This is a genomic window from Geodermatophilus amargosae (assembly GCF_900116515.1).
Classification (GTDB): domain Bacteria; phylum Actinomycetota; class Actinomycetes; order Mycobacteriales; family Geodermatophilaceae; genus Geodermatophilus; species Geodermatophilus amargosae.
The window spans coordinates 1-15,274 of record NZ_FPBA01000046.1 but is presented as its reverse complement, the minus strand read 5'-3'; the positions used below and the strand labels follow the sequence as shown (position 1 = coordinate 15,274).

Below are 15,274 nucleotides of genomic sequence, written 5' to 3'. Positions count from 1 at the left end.
AGGCCAGCCAGCGGGCGCGGGCGGCGGAGATGACCGCACCGAAGCCCATCCGCCCGGCACCCGGGCCGGTGCCGGGGTCGGCCAGGTCCTGCAGCTTCACCACCACCGCGACCTGCGGCCTGTGTCCCCGCAGCGTCGGCAGCGCTCCGGCGGCCAGCGCATTGTCGGCGAGCTGGACGAGCGCGTCGCCGAGGCGCTGGGCGCGGGTGCGCTCGTCACCGGCGGGCCGGTCGGTCTGGACGAGCGACTCCAGCGCTGCCTGCAGCTTCTCGCCACCCACGGGGTCGAGCTGCCCGCGGATGCTCAACGCGCCGTCGGCGTGCTTGGCCAGGGTGAGCGAGCGGCCCTCGGTGGGGTCCGGCTCCGGCCCGTCCGGGTCGAGGTCCTCGAGGTAGTGCTGCACCACGCACACGAGCGTGGCGTGGTCCCGCTCGACCGCGACCCCCGTGAGCACCGCATCGATGACAGACAGTTCCAGGCCCTGCGCGGCGGCCGCGGCCAGCCGCTCCGGGGTGACCGCCCGTGCGGCGAGGGCGACCTGCTCGGCGGACACCAGTCCGGCGTCGTGCGCCTCGGCGAGGGCCGGCAGGTGCTCCAGCGCCCGCCCGTTCCGGACCAGCCGGGAGGCCTCGGCAGCCGACAGCCGGCAGTGCCCGCGCAGCCACGACGCCATCGACCTCAGCCCGTCACGCTCCGAGGCCTGCGACAGCTCCGCGGCGCGCACCAGGCGCGCCAGCCGGGCGTCCTGGCGGTTGCGCTCGGCGACCAGCACGGCGACGTCGTCGAGGATGTCACCGCTCCCCAGGTCACCCGAACACATGTACGAAGTCTACCGCCCCGACCAGTCCATCGTAACCCGTATCCGCAGGTCAAAGACGTGTCCACAGATTTCACGAGGCCCTTGACCCCGACGGAGAGGAACTCGCCACGAGCGGCTGATCGCAGGCGACGCTGCCGGCGCCGCTGGGCTGCGCTAGCGGGTCTGTGGTGGGGTGAGCCGGTGAGCGCCCCGCCCATGACCGCCTGGCCGTCCACCGAGCCGGCGGAGGTGGAACTGGTCAGCGGCGACGCCCGCCTGGCGGTCGACCTGCGCGGGGGAGGGCTGCGGGCCCTGACCGTCGGCGGCTGGGAGGTCCTCGACGGCTATCCCGCCGGGACGGTGCCCGCCGGACGGCGCGGGGGCGTCCTGCTGCCCTGGCCCAACCGGCTCCGCGACGGGCAGTGGGCGTGGGAAGGCCGGCAGTTGCAGCTCGACGTCGCCGGACCCGGCAAGCCCGCCGCGCACGGGCTGGTCACCTGGCAGTCGTGGTCGGTGCTCGCCCGCCACGCGGACGCCGTCACGGTGGGCACCGTCGTCGAGGCCCGGCCCGGCTATCCGTTCCGCCTCGCCGCAGCCGTCGACTCCGTCCTCTCGCCCGACCGGCTCACCGTCACGGTCCGCGTGCGCAACGCCGGCGACCGGCCCGCCCCCTTCGGCGTCGGCATGCACCCCTACCTCTCCGTCGGCGCCTCACAGGACGGCGGCATCGGCGACGCCGAGCTCACCGTCCCGGCGCGCACCGCCCTCGACCTCGACGGCGGTCTGCCCACCGGCACCCGCCGGCCCTTCGACGGTGCCGTCGGCCGGATCGGCGAGCGCGCCCTCGACGACGCCGTCACCGACCTCGAGCGCGACGACGACGGCTGGGCGCGCGTCCGGCTGCGCGGCGCCGCCGGGGCGCTCGAGCTGGCCGTCGACGGCTCCTGGCCGTGGCTGCAGGTCTACAGCGGCGACACGCTCCCCGAGGGGCAGCGGCGCCGCAGCCTCGCCGTCGAGCCGATGACCTGCCCGCCCAACGCGCTGGCCGACGGCGTCGACCTCGTCGTCCTCGACCCCGGCGAGAGCTGGACGGGGACGTGGACGCTCTCGTGGACGGCGGGTGCCTGAGGTGCACGTCCAGGAGCTGTGGCGCTACCCGGTCAAGTCGCTGCAGGGCGAGCGGGTCGACGCCGCCGACGTCGGTCCCGAGGGCCTGGACGGCGACCGGCGGTGGGCGCTGTTCGATGCGTCCACCGGCCACGGTCTCACCGCCCGCCGCCTGCCGGACCTGCTCTTCGCCTCCGGCCGGCTGCGCGCCGACGGCCGCGCCGAGGTGGTCCTCCCCGACGGCACGGTCACCGGCGACGACGCCGTCCTGTCGGACTGGCTGGGTCAGGCCGTGGCCCTCCGCGCGGCCGCCGACGTCCGTGGTCCACGCCAGTACCTGGACCCGGTCGACGACGAGGACGGCGGGCCCTGGGATGCCTGGGAGGGGGCCTCCGGCGCGTTCCACGACAGCTCGCGCATCCGCGTCTCGCTGGTCTCCACCGGCACCCTCGGCACGTGGGACCGGCGGCGGTTCCGCGCCAACGTGCTGCTCGCCGGCGAGGGCGAGGACGACCTGGTCGGGTCGACCGTCCGGCTGGGGACGGCGGTGCTCGACGTCGTCAAGCCGGTGAGCCGCTGCGTGATGGTCACCCGCCCGCAGCCCGGCGGCATCGGCCGCGACAACGGCGTCCTCAAGACCATCCACCGCGAGCGCGGCGGCGCGCTGGCGATCGGCGCGCTGGTGCCGGTGCCCGGCCGGGTGGCCGTCGGCGACGAGCTCGTCCCGGTCTGAGGGCGATGTCGTCAGGCCCCCAGGACCCGCCGCGCGTCGGCGACGACCGCCGGGCTGAGCAGCGGCTCCCACACGCGTTCGTCGTCGGCCAGCGTCGACCAGGTCCGGGCACGCTCGCACGCCCCGTACCGGTACACGAGCAGCTCGGCGTCCGGGCCGACGATCCCGGTCAGCAGGAGCGTTTCCCGAGCGTGAGCAGGGCGACGTCGAAGCCGTCGGTGCCGTAGACGGCGTGCGCCCGGCCGGCCAGCTGGAGCACCGGCGGGGCACCCAGCCCGGCCAGCCGGCGCTGGACGCGCTCGAGGTGGGTACCGAGCGTGCCACCGGGGTGGTCGATCGTGTCGGCGCCGCGCGCCCGCAACAGGTCGGCGAGCTCCGCCTCGGCGGCGCTGTCCTGACCGGTCGGCACCGGGGTCGACGGGGGCGTCACGCAGGCGGAGTGTGCCAGCGGTGGCGCAGTATCGGGTCGTGCGCACCGTCGAACTGCGTCCTGGCGAGGACTCCATCCGCCTCGGGCAGCTGCTCAAGCTCGTCGACGCCGTCCCGACCGGCGCCCAGGTGAAGGACGTGCTGGTCACCGGCGACGTCCGCGTCAACGGGGAGCCGGAGGACCGCCGCGGCCGGCAGGTGCGCCGCGGCGACGTCGTCACGATCGCCGGTGCCGAAGACGTGCGCGTCGCGTGACGGCCTCGGCGGGTTCCACGTGGAACGAGGACCGGGTCGCCTTCGCGGTGCCGCGCTGGCCGGAGGCCGCCGCCGCCGGACCGGACTTCGACGGGATCCGCGCGGAGTTCGACGTCCCCGAGGACTTCCCGTCGGAGGTGCTCGCCGAGGCCGAGCGGGTCGCGGCAGCGCTGCCGCTGCCCGACCTCGACGCCACCGACCTCCCGCTGGTCACCGTCGACCCGCCGGGCAGCCGTGACCTCGACCAGGCCGTGCACCTCGCCCGGGAGGACGGCGGCTACGTCGTCAGCTACGCGATCGCCGACGTCGGCGCGGTGGTGGCCCTCGGGGGCGCGCTCGACGCCGAGGCCCGGCGCCGCGGCCAGACCCTCTACAGCCCCGACCGGCGCACGCCGCTGCACCCGCCGGTCCTGAGCGAGGGCGCGGCCAGCCTGCTGCCGGGGGAGGTCCGCGCCGCCGCGCTGTGGACCGTCCGGCTCGACGCGGACGGCGGGGTGCGCGCGGTCGACCTGCGCCGCGCCCGCGTCCGCAGCCGTGCCCAGCTCGCCTATCCCGACGTCCAGGCCCAGGCCGACGCCGGCACCCTGCCCGACCCGATCGCCCTCCTGCCCGAGGTCGGCCGGCTGCTCGAGCGGGGCGCGGCCGACCGCGGGGCCATCGAGCTCGGCACCCCCGAGCAGCAGGTGGTGCGCGGCCCCGACGGCGGCTGGACGCTGGTCGCCCGCGCCGACCTCCCCGTCGAGGGCTGGAACGCGCAGATCTCGCTGCTCACCGGCCGGGTCGCCGCCCGGCTCATGCTCGACGGCGGCGTCGGCGTGCTGCGCACCCTGCCCCCGGCCCGACCGGAGGACGTCGAGCGGCTGCGCCGGCTGGCCCCGGCGCTCGGGGTCGACTGGCCGGCCGGGACCGGTGCGGGGCAGGTCCTCGCCGGCCTCGACGTCGCCGACCCCCGCCACGCGGCGTTCCTGGAGGAGGCCGTCGCCCTGCTGCGCGGCGCCGCCTACACCCCGTTCGACGGCGCCCCGCCCGAGCAGAGCGGCCACGCCGGCGTGGGGTCCACGTACGCGCACGTCACCGCGCCGCTGCGCCGGCTGGTCGACCGCTTCGCCACCGAGGTCTGCCTCGCGCTGGCCGCCGGCCGCGAGCCCGACCCCGCCGTGCGCGCCGTCCTGCCGGAGCTCCCCGGGCTCATGGCCGCCTCCGACCGGCGCACCCGGTCGGTCGAGCGGGCCGCCGTCGACGCCACCGAGGCATGGCTGCTCGCCGGCCGCGAGGGCACCCTGTTCGACGCCGTCGTGGTCGACGCCGACGGCGACCGCGGCACCGTCGTCCTCGCCGAGCCGGCGATCCGCGCCCGCTGCGCCGGCACCGCGCTGGAGCCCGGCTCCCGCGTGCGGGTGCGGCTCAGCGAGGCCGACGTCGTGCGCCGGTCGGTGCGGTTCGAGGTGGTGGGCACGTGACCGGGCAGCCCTACCTCGCCGAGCGCCTGCAGGGCTTCGGGACCACGGTCTTCGCCGAGATGAGCGCCCTGGCGGTGGCCACCGGCTCGATCAACCTCGGTCAGGGCTTCCCCGACACCCCCGGCCCGCCCGAGGTCCTCGACGTCGCCCGCGCCGCGATCGGCACGATGGCCGACCAGTACCCGCCCGGCCCCGGCACCCCGGAGCTGCGGGCGGCCGTCGCGGCGCACGTCGAGCGCTTCCGCGGCCTGACCTACGACCCGGACACCGAGGTGCTGGTCACCGCCGGTGCCACCGAGGCGCTCAGCGCCGCGATGCTGGCGCTGGTCGAGCCCGGCGACGAGGTGGTCGTCTTCGAGCCGGTCTACGACAGCTACGCCGCGGCCGTGGCGATGGCCGGCGGCGTCCTCCGCCCGGTGCCGCTCACCCCGCCACCGGCCGACACCGAGGATGCGGTCTGGACGTTCGACCCGGCGGACCTGCGCGCCGCCGTCGGCCGGCGCGCGAAGCTTCTGCTGCTCAACACCCCGCACAACCCGACCGGCAAGGTCTTCGGCCGCGCGGAGCTGGACCTGGTGGCCGAGGTGGTCCTCGGGGCCGGCCTGCTGCTGGTCGCCGACGAGGTCTACGAGCACCTGGTGTTCGACGGCGCCAGGCACGTCTCGCCGGCCACGCTCCCCGGGCTGCGCGACCGGACGCTGGTGGTCGGCAGCGGCGGCAAGACGTTCAGCACCACCGGCTGGAAGGTCGGCTGGACCTGCGGGCCCGCACCGCTGGTGGCCGCCGTCCGCACCGCCAAGCAGTTCCTCACCTACGTCAACGCCGGGCCGTTCCAGCCGGCGGTGGCCGCGGGCCTGGCCCTGCCGGACGCCTACTTCACCGGGATCGCCCGCGACCTGCAGCGGCGCCGCGACGTCCTGGTGGCGGGGCTGCGCGCGGCAGGCCTGCCCACGATCAGCCCGGAGGCCACCTACTTCGCGACGGTCGACGTCCGCGGGGTGCAGCCCGACGGCGACGGCCTGGCGTTCTGCCGCGCGCTGCCGGAGCGGGCCGGGGTGGTGGCGGTCCCGGCCGGGGTCTTCTGGACGGCGGGGCACGCACACCTGGGCCGCCACCTGGTCCGCTTCGCCTTCTGCAAGCGCGACGAGGTGCTCGACGAGGCGGTCGGGCGCCTGAGCAGGATGTCGGCATGAGATACGGCGTGGTGCAGCACGACATCGTCTGGGAGGACCGGGAGGCCAACTACGCCCGGCTGGCGCCCCAGGTGGCCCGTGCCGCCGCCGCGGGGGCGGAGTTCGTCCTGCTCAGCGAGACGTTCTCGACCGGCTTCTCCATGACGCCGGGCATCGGCGAGCCCGAGGACGGCCCGTCGGCGTCCTTCCTGCGGGAGCAGGCCGCCGAACACGGCGTCTGGGTGGCCGGCACCTGCCCGGAGATCGCTCCCGGCGGGGATCTGCCCTACAACTCCTTCGTCCTCGCCGGCCCCGACGGCACGGTGCACCGCTACCGCAAGCTGCACCCGTTCACCCACGGCGGCGAGGCCGAGCGCTTCCGCGCCGGCGAGGCCCCGGTGACGGTCACCATCGGCGGCCTGCGGGTCACCCCGTTCGTCTGCTACGACCTGCGCTTCGCCGACGTCTTCTGGGCGGCCGCGCCGACCACCGACGTCTACCTGGTGACGGCGAACTGGCCCTCGGCGCGCCGCCGCCACTGGACGACCCTGTTGCAGGCGCGAGCCATCGAGAACCAGGCCTACGTGGTGGCCTGCAACCGGGTGGGCACCGCCGGCGACGGCCTGCACCACGCCGGCGACAGCCGGGTGGTCGACCCGATGGGTGAGGTGCTGGCCGCCGCCGCGGGTGGCGAGACCCTCGTGCTGGCCGACGTCGACGCCGCCGAGGTCACCGCCACCCGCGACCGGTTCGCCTTCCTGGCCGACCGGCGGGGTCAGCGCACCTGAGGAGAGGTCGTCTGGTCGACGACGATCTGCTCCCGCCGCACCTGCTCGGTGATCTGCTCCTGGCCCTGCACGACCTCGGTGGTCAGCCGGACCCGCTCGACCGGCACGACCTCGACCGACACCACGGGGCGCTCGGCGTGCAGCACGATCTCCGTGGGCAGCCCGGCCGTGCCCGTGCCGCCGGCCTGTGGCGACCCGGTCTGCACCGACCCGGCCTGCGCCGTCCCGGTCTGGTACTGACCGCCGGCGGGGGCCAGCGACTCGCCGGGGACGTCGGGGGCGTCGAGCGGCACGTGCTCGACGCGGATCTCCTCGCGCCGGATCGGCACGGTCACCTGCACCTCCTCGGTGACCACGTACTTCACCAGCCGCACGCGCGTGGTGGCCACCTGCTCGGTCCCGACCCGCAGCTGCTCCTCGCTGCGGGTCATGGCGCCGTCGGTGACGGCGTGCTGCGCGGCGTACTCCGCCGCGGGCGGTGGCGCGGCCTGCTCGGTGGTGGTCCGCATGCCGGCGGCCGGCACCGGGACCGGCCGGGTGCCCGTGTCGGCCACCGCGGTATCCGCCGTCGCGGTCCCCGTCCCGGCCGTGGAGGCACCACTCACCGGGGCGCCACCCACCGGGGCACCGCCCACCGGAGCGCCGGGCAGGGGAGCGCCGCCCACCGGACCGCCTGCTGGAGCGCCGCCGACGGGGGCGCCGGTTGGTGGCGTGCCGCCCGTCAGCCCGTAGTGCTGCCGCAGTGCGGTCTCCTCCTCGGGGCCGAGGTGGTCACCGCCCATGACCGGGGCGTGCCGGACGGTGTCCTTGTGCACGGGCACGTCGAGGACGCCGTCGTGGAAGGTGGCCTGGGTGGCCGGGACGATGGAGTGCTTCGTGCCGAACAACCCGGTGCTCACGGCCACCCAGGTGGGTGCGCCGGTGCGATCGTCGACGAAGAAGCTCTCGACGGTGCCGATCTTCTCGCCGTCGGGCCCCTGGACCGTGCTCCCGATCGCCGCGGACAGGTCTCGCTCGCTCAACACGCTGCTCGCCTCCTCCGTCGACGCCACGGTCTGGCGTCTTCCGCGGGGGAGTGCCCGGTCCGGAGTGCCGCGACACCCCCAGCACGCCTACGGTCGTTCCTGACGATCACGACGAGGAGGCCGACGTGGGTAGCGGACAGCTCGAGGTCGAGCGCAAGTTCGAGGCGGGGCCGGACGTCGTCCTGCCCGACCTGACGGTCGTCGACGGCGTGGCGGCGGCCGGGGACCCGGTCACCCACGAGCTCGACGCCACGTACTACGACACCCCGGACCTGCGGCTGGCCCGCGCCCGGATCACCCTGCGACGGCGCACCGGCGGCACCGACGCCGGCTGGCACCTCAAACTGCCGACCGCCGTCGCGGGCTCCCGCCGGGAGCTGCACGCGCCGCTGGGCACCCGGCGCACCCTCGTGCCCCGCGCGGTCACCGAGCCGGTGACCGCCGTCCTCCGCGGCGTCCGGCCGGCACCGGTGGCCACCCTGCAGACGACGCGGCAGGTCACCCACCTGCTCGGCGACGGCGACGCGGTGCTCGCCGAGGTCGCCGTGGACACGGTGACCGGCACGGCGCTGGCGCCCGATCCCGAGACGCCCGCGACCGTCATGACCTGGCGCGAGATCGAGGTGGAGCTCGTCGGAGGCGACGAGGCGCTGCTCGACGGCGTCACCGCGGCCCTGGCCGGCGCCGGCATCCGCCCCTCCGACGCCCCGTCCAAGCTCACCCGCGTGCTCGCCGACCGGCTGGCGGCGCTGGTCCCCGCCCCGGTCGCCCGGCCCGCCGCCGACCCGGGCGCACAGCGCGGCGGCAAGAAGGGCAAGAAGGGGAAGGGCGGGCAGAGGTCCGCCGAGCCGGTGCCGACCGCCGCCGAGGCCGTGCTCGGCGCCCTGCGCAGCCAGGTCCGGGCGCTGCAGACCGCCGACATCGGCGTCCGCACCGGCGACCCCGAGGGCGTGCACGACCTGCGCGTGGCCTGCCGCCGGCTGCGCAGCATCCTCGCCGCGTTCCGGTCCGTGCTCGACCGCACCGCCACCGACCCCGTCCGCGACGAGCTGCAGTGGATCGGCGCCGCGCTCTCCGGCGCCCGCGACGGCGAGGTGGCCCTCGAGCACCTGAAGTCCGTCGTGGCCGCCCAGCCGGTGGTGCTGGTCCGCGGCCCGGTGGCCGCCCGGTTGCAGCAGACCGAGGTCGCCGACGTCGAGCGGGGCCGCAAGGCGGCGGTGCTGGCGCTGTCGGACAAGCGGCACCTGGCGCTGCTCGACACGCTCGACGCCCTGCTCGACGACCCGCCGCTGGCCGAGGCCGCCGGCGAGCCCGCGCGCACCGTCCTCGCCGACGCCGTCAAGCGCACCGGGAAGCGGCTGCAGGCGCGCATCGACGAGTCACGGGCCCACGAGCAGGAGGACCCGGGCGCCCACGAGGAGGAGTCCGAGCACGCCCTGCACGAGGTGCGGAAGGCGGCCAAGCGGGTCCGCTACACCGCCGAGGTCGCCGCGCAGCTGCTCGGGGCGCCGGCCGAGGCGTTGGTGGCCTGCATGAAGGAGGTGCAGGACGTGCTCGGCGAGGCCCAGGACACCGTCGTCGCCCGGCAGTGGTGCCTGCGGCTCGCTGCGGCCGCCGTCGGGGCGGGGGAGGACACGTTCACCTACGGCCGGCTCCACGCGCTGGAGGAGATGCGCGCCGAGCACGCCGACCAGCGGTTCTGGGCGCTCGAGCCGGCCCTGCGCGCGGCGGTGAAGGCGGCCGCGAGGGCCTGACCGGGCCCACCGCCCGGCCCGGACGGGAACGTCCGGGCCGGGTCGCACGTCTTCCCGGACCGGGGCCGTCCCGCGCCGTGCCGTCCCCCGCCGTGCCGCCCCCGTGCCCGAGCCGAAACGAGGCCCGTCCTGTCCCTGATCGCTCTGCTGGGGTTTGGGACGGTCGTCCTGGCCGCCCTGCTCGTGCTCCACGGCTACCTCTGGTGGCGCCTGGTCCGCGGCACCACCCGGCCGGGACGGGCGCGGCGGCTGCTCACCTGGCTCACCGTCGTCCTGACCCTGCTGCCCGCCGCCGCGGTGCTGCTGCGCCGCACCCTGTCCCTGTCGGCGCAGGAGCCCCTGGCCTGGGTCGGCTTCACCTGGCTCGGCATCGCCTTCTACGCCTTCCTCGCGCTGCTCGTCCTCGAGCCGGTGCGTCTGCTGCTGCGCCGGTGGTCCCGCCGGCGGCCCGCCGTCCAGCCGGCTGCCGAGCCCGTCGCCGCAGGGCGCGCCGCTCCGGAGCCCGCTGCCGACGCGGTCGCCGACAGCGGCCCGGCCGAGCCGGCTCCGGTCGACCCGTCGCGGCGGCTGTTCCTCGCCCGCTCCCTCGCCGTGACCGCCGGTGTCGTCGCGCTGGGCACCGCGGGCACCGGCGTCGTCACGGCCAACTCCGCCCCGGTCGTGCGGCGGGTGCCGATCACGCTGCCGCGGCTGGACCCGGCCCTCGACGGGCTGCGGATCGTCACCTTCTCCGACGGCCACCTCTCGGCCACCTACGGCGGGCGGCGCTTCGAGCGGCTGGTCGAGACGGTGAACGCCCAGCGTCCCGACGTCGTCGCGATCGTCGGCGACCTGGTCGACGGCGAGGTCGACGAGCTCCGCGAGGAGGTGGCACCGCTGGCGGACCTGGTGAGCGAGCAGGGCGTCTACTTCGTCACCGGCAACCACGAGTACTTCGTCGACACCGCCGCGTGGCTGCGGCACCTGTCCACCCTCGGCGTCGACGTGCTGCGCAACGAGCGGGTCCCGATCACCCGTGGCGGCGCCTCCTTCGACCTGGCAGGTGTCGACGACCGCACCGCGGCGTCCTCCGGTGTCCCCGGCCACGGGGCGAGCGTCGACGCCGCCCTCGACGGCCGCGACGACGCCGTCCCGGTGGTGCTGATGGCCCACCAGCCGGTGCAGGTCGAGCAGGCGCAGGCCGCCGGCGTGGACCTGCAGCTGTCCGGCCACACGCACGGCGGGCAGCTGTGGCCCTTCGACTACGTCATCCGGCTCGACCAGCCCGCCGTCGAGGGGCTGTCCCGGCACGGCGACACGCAGCTCTACGTCACCTCCGGCGCCGGCTACTGGGGCCCGCCCATGCGGGTCGGTGCCCGCCCCGAGGTCACCGTGGTGGAACTGCGGGCACCGGGAGGGTGAACGCGAGAGACGTCTCATACGACATGACGTCCGCAGACGTCTTCCCCCGCATACGCTGGCGGCCGTGACGGCAGCGACGGCAGGACCGAAGTACCTCTCGGTCCGGGAGCACCTCCGGCGCCGGGTCGCCGCGATGCCGGAGGGTGCCCTGCTGCCCCCCGAGCCCAGCCTGTGCGCGGAGTACGGCGTCAGCCGGATCACCCTGCGCCGCGCCGTCGACGGGCTGGTCGCCGACGGCCACCTCGTCCGCGAGCAGGGCAGGGGCACCTACGTCACCCGGCCGGCGATCCGGCACGAGTACCGCGAGAGCTTCGTCCACCGCATCGCCGGCTGGAGCTCGGTGATGGCCGAGCAGGGCGCGCAGGTGGGCACCACGGTGCTGCGGCAGCGGGTGGTCCCCGCGCCCGCGACGGTCGCCACGGAGCTCTCCCTCGACGTCGCCGAGGACGTCGTCGAGCTCGAGCGGCTGCGCAGCGTCGACGGGGCGCCCAACCACGTCGCGCACAGCTTCCTGCCCGCGGAGCGCTACCCGCGGGCCGCCGAGGAGGACTTCAGCGAGGGCTCGCTGTACGACTTTCTCCGGCGGGAGTACGGCGCCGACCTCGCGCACGCCCGCATCGTCGTCGACGTCGGCACCGCAGGCCCCGACGAGGCCGACCTGCTGCGGATCGCCGCGGGCTCGCCGCTGCTCGTCGTCCGCACCACCGTCCGCGACAGCGCCGGGAACCCGCTGGTGCACAGCTTCTCCCGGCTGCGGCCCGACGTCAGCCAGGTCGAGTTCGAGGTCTCGGTCACCGGCCGCTGAGCGCGGTCAGCCGGGGCTCGAGGTCGAGGACCATGCGCACGAAGCGGGCCCGCCGGGCGGAGTAGGCCAGCAGCTCGTCGGTGACGGGCTCGAACAGCACGTGCAGCGGCATCCCGGTGCACGGGTAGCGCAGCAGGGCTGCCACCAGGACCCCCGTCTCCAAGTCGGCCACGGGCACGTCCGCGCCCTCGGCGGCCAGTCCGCGCGCGTAGGCGGCCACCGCGGGCCCGAGCAGGCCGGGTACCTCGTCGGCCGGGCCGACACCCGACTCGGCGCGGCCGAAGACCAGCGGGACGACGTCGAAGCCGGCCGGTGCGGGCCCGGTCATGGCCCAGTCGACCAGCACGAACGTGTCCGGCGCCGCCGCAGGCCGGAGCAGGTTCATCGGCGTCGCGTCCCCGTGGGAGGGGAGCACCGGCAGAGGCGCGAGCCGCGCGTGCAGCTCGTGGACCCGGCGGGCGAGGCCGCACACCTCGTCCCGGAGCGCGGCGACCTCGGGGACGCCGAAGAGCGGTGAGGTCCAGGTGGCGTCGTCGAGCAGCCAGGGGACGGCCCAGGAGCCGAGCTGCTCGTCGCGGTAGGAGGTCAGGAAGTCCCCGCCGGGGAACGGCGGCAACGGCCGGCCCCGGCGGCGGGCCGCCAGGCGGCCGAGGGCCTCTGCGGCGCGCACGGTGTCGCCAGCCGTCCACGGGGCGTCCACCGGATCGGCGTCCTCGAGCCACAGCGTCAGCCGGTCTCCCGGCTGTTCTCCGACCGCCACCACGTCCGGCGGACGCAGCCCTCGAGGAGCGCAACCGGCAATCCCCGAGGCGAGCACGTCGGCCTCGACCCGCCACGGGATCAGGGCGTCGAGGCGCGCACGGACGTCGTCGGGCATCTGCGGCGGCAGGCCGTACCGGGCGGACTGCAGCTCCTTGGCGACCAGGCGCAGCACCACCGGCTCCCCGGCCCCGCCGTGGCCCTCCATCCGGACGCGGCTGAGGCACCGCGTCGTCGGCGCGCTCACGGCGTGTGGGAGTGGCGTGCAGGTGACGTCGTCGACCTCGAGACCGGGGTCGCCCGCCCACCGGCGCAGGGCGGGCAGCAGCTCGCCGACGGTCGTCCCGCCGGGGAGCGGCGTCACCGGGGACGCCGGACGTGCGGTCGACGAGGACGGAGGGGGCGGAACAGGGCCAGGAAGGGAGAGGTCGTCACCGCGGGCTCCGTGGGATGATGGTCAAGCCGCTTGTCCGACCAGGTGATGGTGAAGCAACTTGTCCTATTCCGTCAACGGCCCGCCGCTCATCTCGGCTCTGCTCGAGACGGCGATGATGCGGATCCGGGACGACCTCTACACGCTCAGTGACACGCGCTTCCCCGGCCTGCGGATGCGCCACTACCGCCTGCTGTCCTTCGTCCCGCCCGAGGGTGAGCGGCTGAGCCGGATGACGACCGACAGCGGGCTGACCAAGCAGGCGCTGGCCCAGGCCCTGGCTCCGCTGGAGGACGGCGGCTACGTCGAGGTCGTCCCCGACCCCTCCGACCGGCGGGCCCGCCTGGTCCGGCTCACCGACCGCGGCCGGGCGGTCAACGAGGCCGTGCGCCACCACCTCTCCGACGTCGAACGGGACTGGGCGCGCCGGGTGGGGGAGGAGCGCTACGCCGTCGCCCGGGCCGTCCTGGCCGACCTCGCACCCGGCCCGGCCGGATCGCCCGCGCCGGTTACGGTCGAGGAGTGACGACGGCCAGCGGGACCCGGGAGGTGGCCGCCCCGCGCAGCCGGGTGTGGCGGGCGCTGGCCGTGCTGGAGCCCTACTGCGCGGTGTGCGACGTCTCCTACGTCGTCGCGGGCGAGCGGTCCGGGGTGGGCGCCCGGTTCGTCTGCGTCCCCGGCCGGCTGGCCGACGACGAGAGCCCGCGCGACGGTGCCCCGCGCGGCGAGATCGTCGAGTGGGAGCCGGAGCGGGTGGTCGCCACGAGGCTGGAGCTGACCCCCGAGACGTGGACGACGCGGATCGAGCTCGCCGACGCGGGCGCCGTCGCCACCCGCGTCACCATCACGCTCACCCACGCGCCGCGGCGGCCCCGACTGGCCGACCGGCTGGCCCGCCGGGCGATGCACCAGCTGGTCCAGCGCACGGTCGAGGGCGAGCTGGACAAGCTCCCGGCGCACGTCGAGCAGGTCGCCGCGGAGTGACCTTCGTCCCCCATCGGGGGTGCGCACGCGTCGGTGCCGCCGGGACGGGTAGGGGGAGCGGCAGGAGCGCCCGGCGACCGGCCGGGTGCCGCATCCACCTCGTGGAGGACTCGTCGTGATCGGATTCCTCGTTGCCGGCCTCGTCATCGGTGCCCTCGCCCGGCTGATCGTCCCGGGCAAGCAGCACCTCGGCATCCTCGCCACCCTGGCCCTCGGCCTGGTCGGCTCGCTCATCGGCGGGCTGATCGCCCAGTTCTTCGGCACCGGCAGCATCTGGGAGCTCAACGTCCTGGGCTTCGTCCTGGCCGTCGTCGCCGCCGTCCTGCTGATCGGTGTCGCCGAGAGCGTCGCGGGCCGCAACCGCGCCGTCCGCCGCTGACGTCCGCGCGGGAGTCGGCCGGGCTCAGAGCTCGACCGACTCCCCCGGGGTCAGCCGGCCGTAGGGGGTGGGCGTCCCCGGGCCGCGCTCGCCGAGCAGCCCGCCCATCAGACCCAGACCCGTGTCGTTGAGCAACCCGTCGTGCAGGGCCCACGCCTGGTCGGCGTCGACCGCCCGCACGTAGTCGATCACCTCCGACGCCTTGCACCACGGAGCGTGCAGCGGCACCAGCAGCGTGGCCACCGGCGTCCCCGGCACCGTGAACGCGTCCCCGGGGTGGAAGACCAGGCCGCCGACCAGGAAGCCGACGTTGTGCACCCGTGGCAGCTCCGGGTGGATCACCTCGTGCCACTCGCCGTGCACCTGCACGTCGAAGCCGGCGACGGTCACCGCGTCGCCGTCGCCCACCGCGTGCACCCGCCCGGCCGCGCCCCCGAGCTGCTCCGCGACGGACCGGTTCGTCCACACCTCGAGCGCCGGGTCGGCGTCCATGGCCGCACGCAGCCGGTCGGGCTGCACGTGGTCCACGTGCTCGTGCGTCACCAGGACCGCGGAGGCGCCGTCGAGCACCGCCGGGTCGGTGAAGGCGCCGGGGTCGATGACCAGCCGCCGGTCGCCGTCGCTGATCGCGACGCAGGCGTGCCCGTGCTTCGTCAGCTCCATGACGTCAGCTCCATGAGCGCATCCTGCCGTCGCGGCCGCCGGTCCGCCGCCTCACCCGGACGGGTGACGGGAGCACCGCCCGGCTGCCCCGGCGACCGGCGCCTGCCGACCTCCCTGGCATGGCCCCCACCGCCACCACCCCCACCGCCACCACCCCCACCGCCACCACCCCCACCGCGTTCGCCGCCACCACCTACGTCGCCGCCCGCAGCCGCGCCCACGGCCCGACCGCCGCCCTGTGGCACGCGGTCGAGCTGCACCGTCCGGCCGCCGAGGTCGACGGCGCCTGCGAGCTCACCCTCTGCGGCACGCTGGCCCGCGTCACCCT

General features: G+C 76.0%; 18 protein-coding genes and 1 pseudogene. 13 read left to right on the top strand and 6 right to left on the bottom strand.

Annotated features, from left to right (window positions below; translation table 11 throughout):
• The coding region (locus tag BM414_RS27595; RefSeq protein WP_139246107.1) for a DUF222 domain-containing protein at positions 1-820 on the bottom strand (820 nt) is incomplete at its 3' end.
• Between the two features lie 180 nt (positions 821-1,000).
• Between BM414_RS27595 and BM414_RS27590 the strand changes: the two genes are divergently transcribed.
• The gene (locus tag BM414_RS27590; protein WP_245785036.1) at positions 1,001-1,927 is read left to right on the top strand and encodes an aldose 1-epimerase family protein; all 927 of its coding nucleotides are present in this window, start codon (positions 1,001-1,003) and stop codon (positions 1,925-1,927) included.
• Entirely contained in the window at positions 1,920-2,639 is a 720-nt protein-coding gene (locus tag BM414_RS27585; RefSeq protein ID WP_245785035.1) for an MOSC domain-containing protein, read from the top strand. The genes BM414_RS27590 and BM414_RS27585 overlap by 8 nt, the downstream gene beginning before the upstream one ends.
• Before the next feature lie 11 nt (positions 2,640-2,650).
• Here BM414_RS27585 and BM414_RS31585 read toward each other — a convergent pair whose 3' ends face one another.
• On the bottom strand, positions 2,651-2,776 hold the full coding sequence (locus BM414_RS31585; RefSeq protein ID WP_281246804.1) for a hypothetical protein: 126 nt from the start codon (positions 2,774-2,776) through the stop codon (positions 2,651-2,653).
• A gap of 32 nt (positions 2,777-2,808) precedes the next feature.
• A complete protein-coding gene (locus tag BM414_RS30455) occupies positions 2,809-3,069 on the bottom strand; it encodes a DUF6817 domain-containing protein (RefSeq protein WP_217644964.1) in 261 nt (86 codons plus the stop codon).
• Between the two features lie 38 nt (positions 3,070-3,107).
• Between BM414_RS30455 and BM414_RS27575 the strand changes: the two genes are divergently transcribed.
• From BM414_RS27575 to BM414_RS27560, 4 genes are read left to right on the top strand one after another with little or no spacing between them, the layout of a single operon-like run.
• On the top strand, positions 3,108-3,323 hold the full coding sequence (locus BM414_RS27575; RefSeq protein ID WP_175551875.1) for an RNA-binding S4 domain-containing protein: 216 nt from the start codon (positions 3,108-3,110) through the stop codon (positions 3,321-3,323).
• Positions 3,320-4,783, top strand: coding sequence for an RNB domain-containing ribonuclease (locus BM414_RS27570; RefSeq protein ID WP_245785034.1), 1,464 nt, complete (start codon positions 3,320-3,322; stop codon positions 4,781-4,783). Before BM414_RS27575 ends, BM414_RS27570 begins: the two co-directional genes overlap by 4 nt.
• Positions 4,780-5,976: a pyridoxal phosphate-dependent aminotransferase gene (locus BM414_RS27565; protein WP_217644963.1), complete on the top strand. Its 1,197-nt coding sequence runs from the start codon at positions 4,780-4,782 to the stop codon at positions 5,974-5,976. The genes BM414_RS27570 and BM414_RS27565 overlap by 4 nt, the downstream gene beginning before the upstream one ends.
• Positions 5,973-6,743: a nitrilase-related carbon-nitrogen hydrolase gene (locus BM414_RS27560; RefSeq protein ID WP_093585123.1), complete on the top strand. Its 771-nt coding sequence runs from the start codon at positions 5,973-5,975 to the stop codon at positions 6,741-6,743. Before BM414_RS27565 ends, BM414_RS27560 begins: the two co-directional genes overlap by 4 nt.
• On the opposite strand, the gene BM414_RS27555 is transcribed toward BM414_RS27560, so the two are convergent.
• Positions 6,731-7,768: a PRC and DUF2382 domain-containing protein gene (locus BM414_RS27555; RefSeq protein WP_093585120.1), complete on the bottom strand. Its 1,038-nt coding sequence runs from the start codon at positions 7,766-7,768 to the stop codon at positions 6,731-6,733. The genes BM414_RS27560 and BM414_RS27555 overlap by 13 nt on opposite strands.
• Before the next feature lie 125 nt (positions 7,769-7,893).
• On the opposite strand from BM414_RS27555, the gene BM414_RS27550 reads away from it, so the two are divergent.
• From BM414_RS27550 to BM414_RS27540, 3 genes are all read left to right on the top strand, one after another.
• Complete coding sequence (locus tag BM414_RS27550; RefSeq protein WP_093585117.1) at positions 7,894-9,522, top strand: CYTH and CHAD domain-containing protein; 1,629 nt, start codon at positions 7,894-7,896, stop codon at positions 9,520-9,522.
• A gap of 183 nt (positions 9,523-9,705) precedes the next feature.
• Positions 9,706-10,923: a metallophosphoesterase gene (locus tag BM414_RS27545; RefSeq protein ID WP_245785033.1), complete on the top strand. Its 1,218-nt coding sequence runs from the start codon at positions 9,706-9,708 to the stop codon at positions 10,921-10,923.
• A 64-nt stretch (positions 10,924-10,987) separates the two neighbouring features.
• Positions 10,988-11,728 (top strand): GntR family transcriptional regulator, encoded by a 741-nt coding sequence (locus BM414_RS27540; RefSeq protein WP_093585110.1) that lies wholly within the window; start codon positions 10,988-10,990, stop codon positions 11,726-11,728.
• Here BM414_RS27540 and BM414_RS27535 read toward each other — a convergent pair.
• A complete protein-coding gene (locus BM414_RS27535) occupies positions 11,715-12,851 on the bottom strand; it encodes a phosphotransferase (protein ID WP_093585107.1) in 1,137 nt (378 codons plus the stop codon). The two genes, BM414_RS27540 and BM414_RS27535, sit on opposite strands and share 14 nt — an antisense overlap.
• 130 nt (positions 12,852-12,981) lie before the next feature.
• On the opposite strand from BM414_RS27535, the gene BM414_RS27530 reads away from it, so the two are divergent.
• The 3 genes from BM414_RS27530 (at position 12,982) to BM414_RS27520 (ending at position 14,283) form a co-directional block, all read left to right on the top strand.
• Entirely contained in the window at positions 12,982-13,446 is a 465-nt protein-coding gene (locus BM414_RS27530) for a MarR family winged helix-turn-helix transcriptional regulator (RefSeq protein WP_093585104.1), read from the top strand.
• Positions 13,443-13,904, top strand: coding sequence for an SRPBCC family protein (locus tag BM414_RS27525; protein ID WP_093585101.1), 462 nt, complete (start codon positions 13,443-13,445; stop codon positions 13,902-13,904). The genes BM414_RS27530 and BM414_RS27525 overlap by 4 nt, the downstream gene beginning before the upstream one ends.
• Positions 13,905-14,019: 115 nt before the next feature.
• Positions 14,020-14,283: a GlsB/YeaQ/YmgE family stress response membrane protein gene (locus BM414_RS27520; RefSeq protein WP_093585098.1), complete on the top strand. Its 264-nt coding sequence runs from the start codon at positions 14,020-14,022 to the stop codon at positions 14,281-14,283.
• A gap of 24 nt (positions 14,284-14,307) precedes the next feature.
• Here BM414_RS27520 and BM414_RS27515 read toward each other — a convergent pair whose 3' ends face one another.
• Positions 14,308-14,946, bottom strand: a complete 639-nt coding sequence (locus BM414_RS27515; protein WP_093585095.1) for an MBL fold metallo-hydrolase — start codon at positions 14,944-14,946, stop codon at positions 14,308-14,310.
• Positions 14,947-15,065: 119 nt separating this feature from the next.
• Here BM414_RS27515 and BM414_RS28885 point away from each other — a divergent pair.
• Positions 15,066-15,274: pseudogene (locus tag BM414_RS28885) on the top strand (hypothetical protein); the annotation flags it as partial.

Bases quoted from the DNA above. Each gene is read 5' to 3' on its own strand.
- BM414_RS27515 (WP_093585095.1), bottom strand. From the start codon at position 14,946: ATGGAGCTGACGAAGCACGGGCACGCCTGCGTCGCGATCAGCGACGGC.
- BM414_RS27560 (WP_093585123.1), top strand. From the start codon at position 5,973: ATGAGATACGGCGTGGTGCAGCACGACATCGTCTGGGAGGACCGGGAG.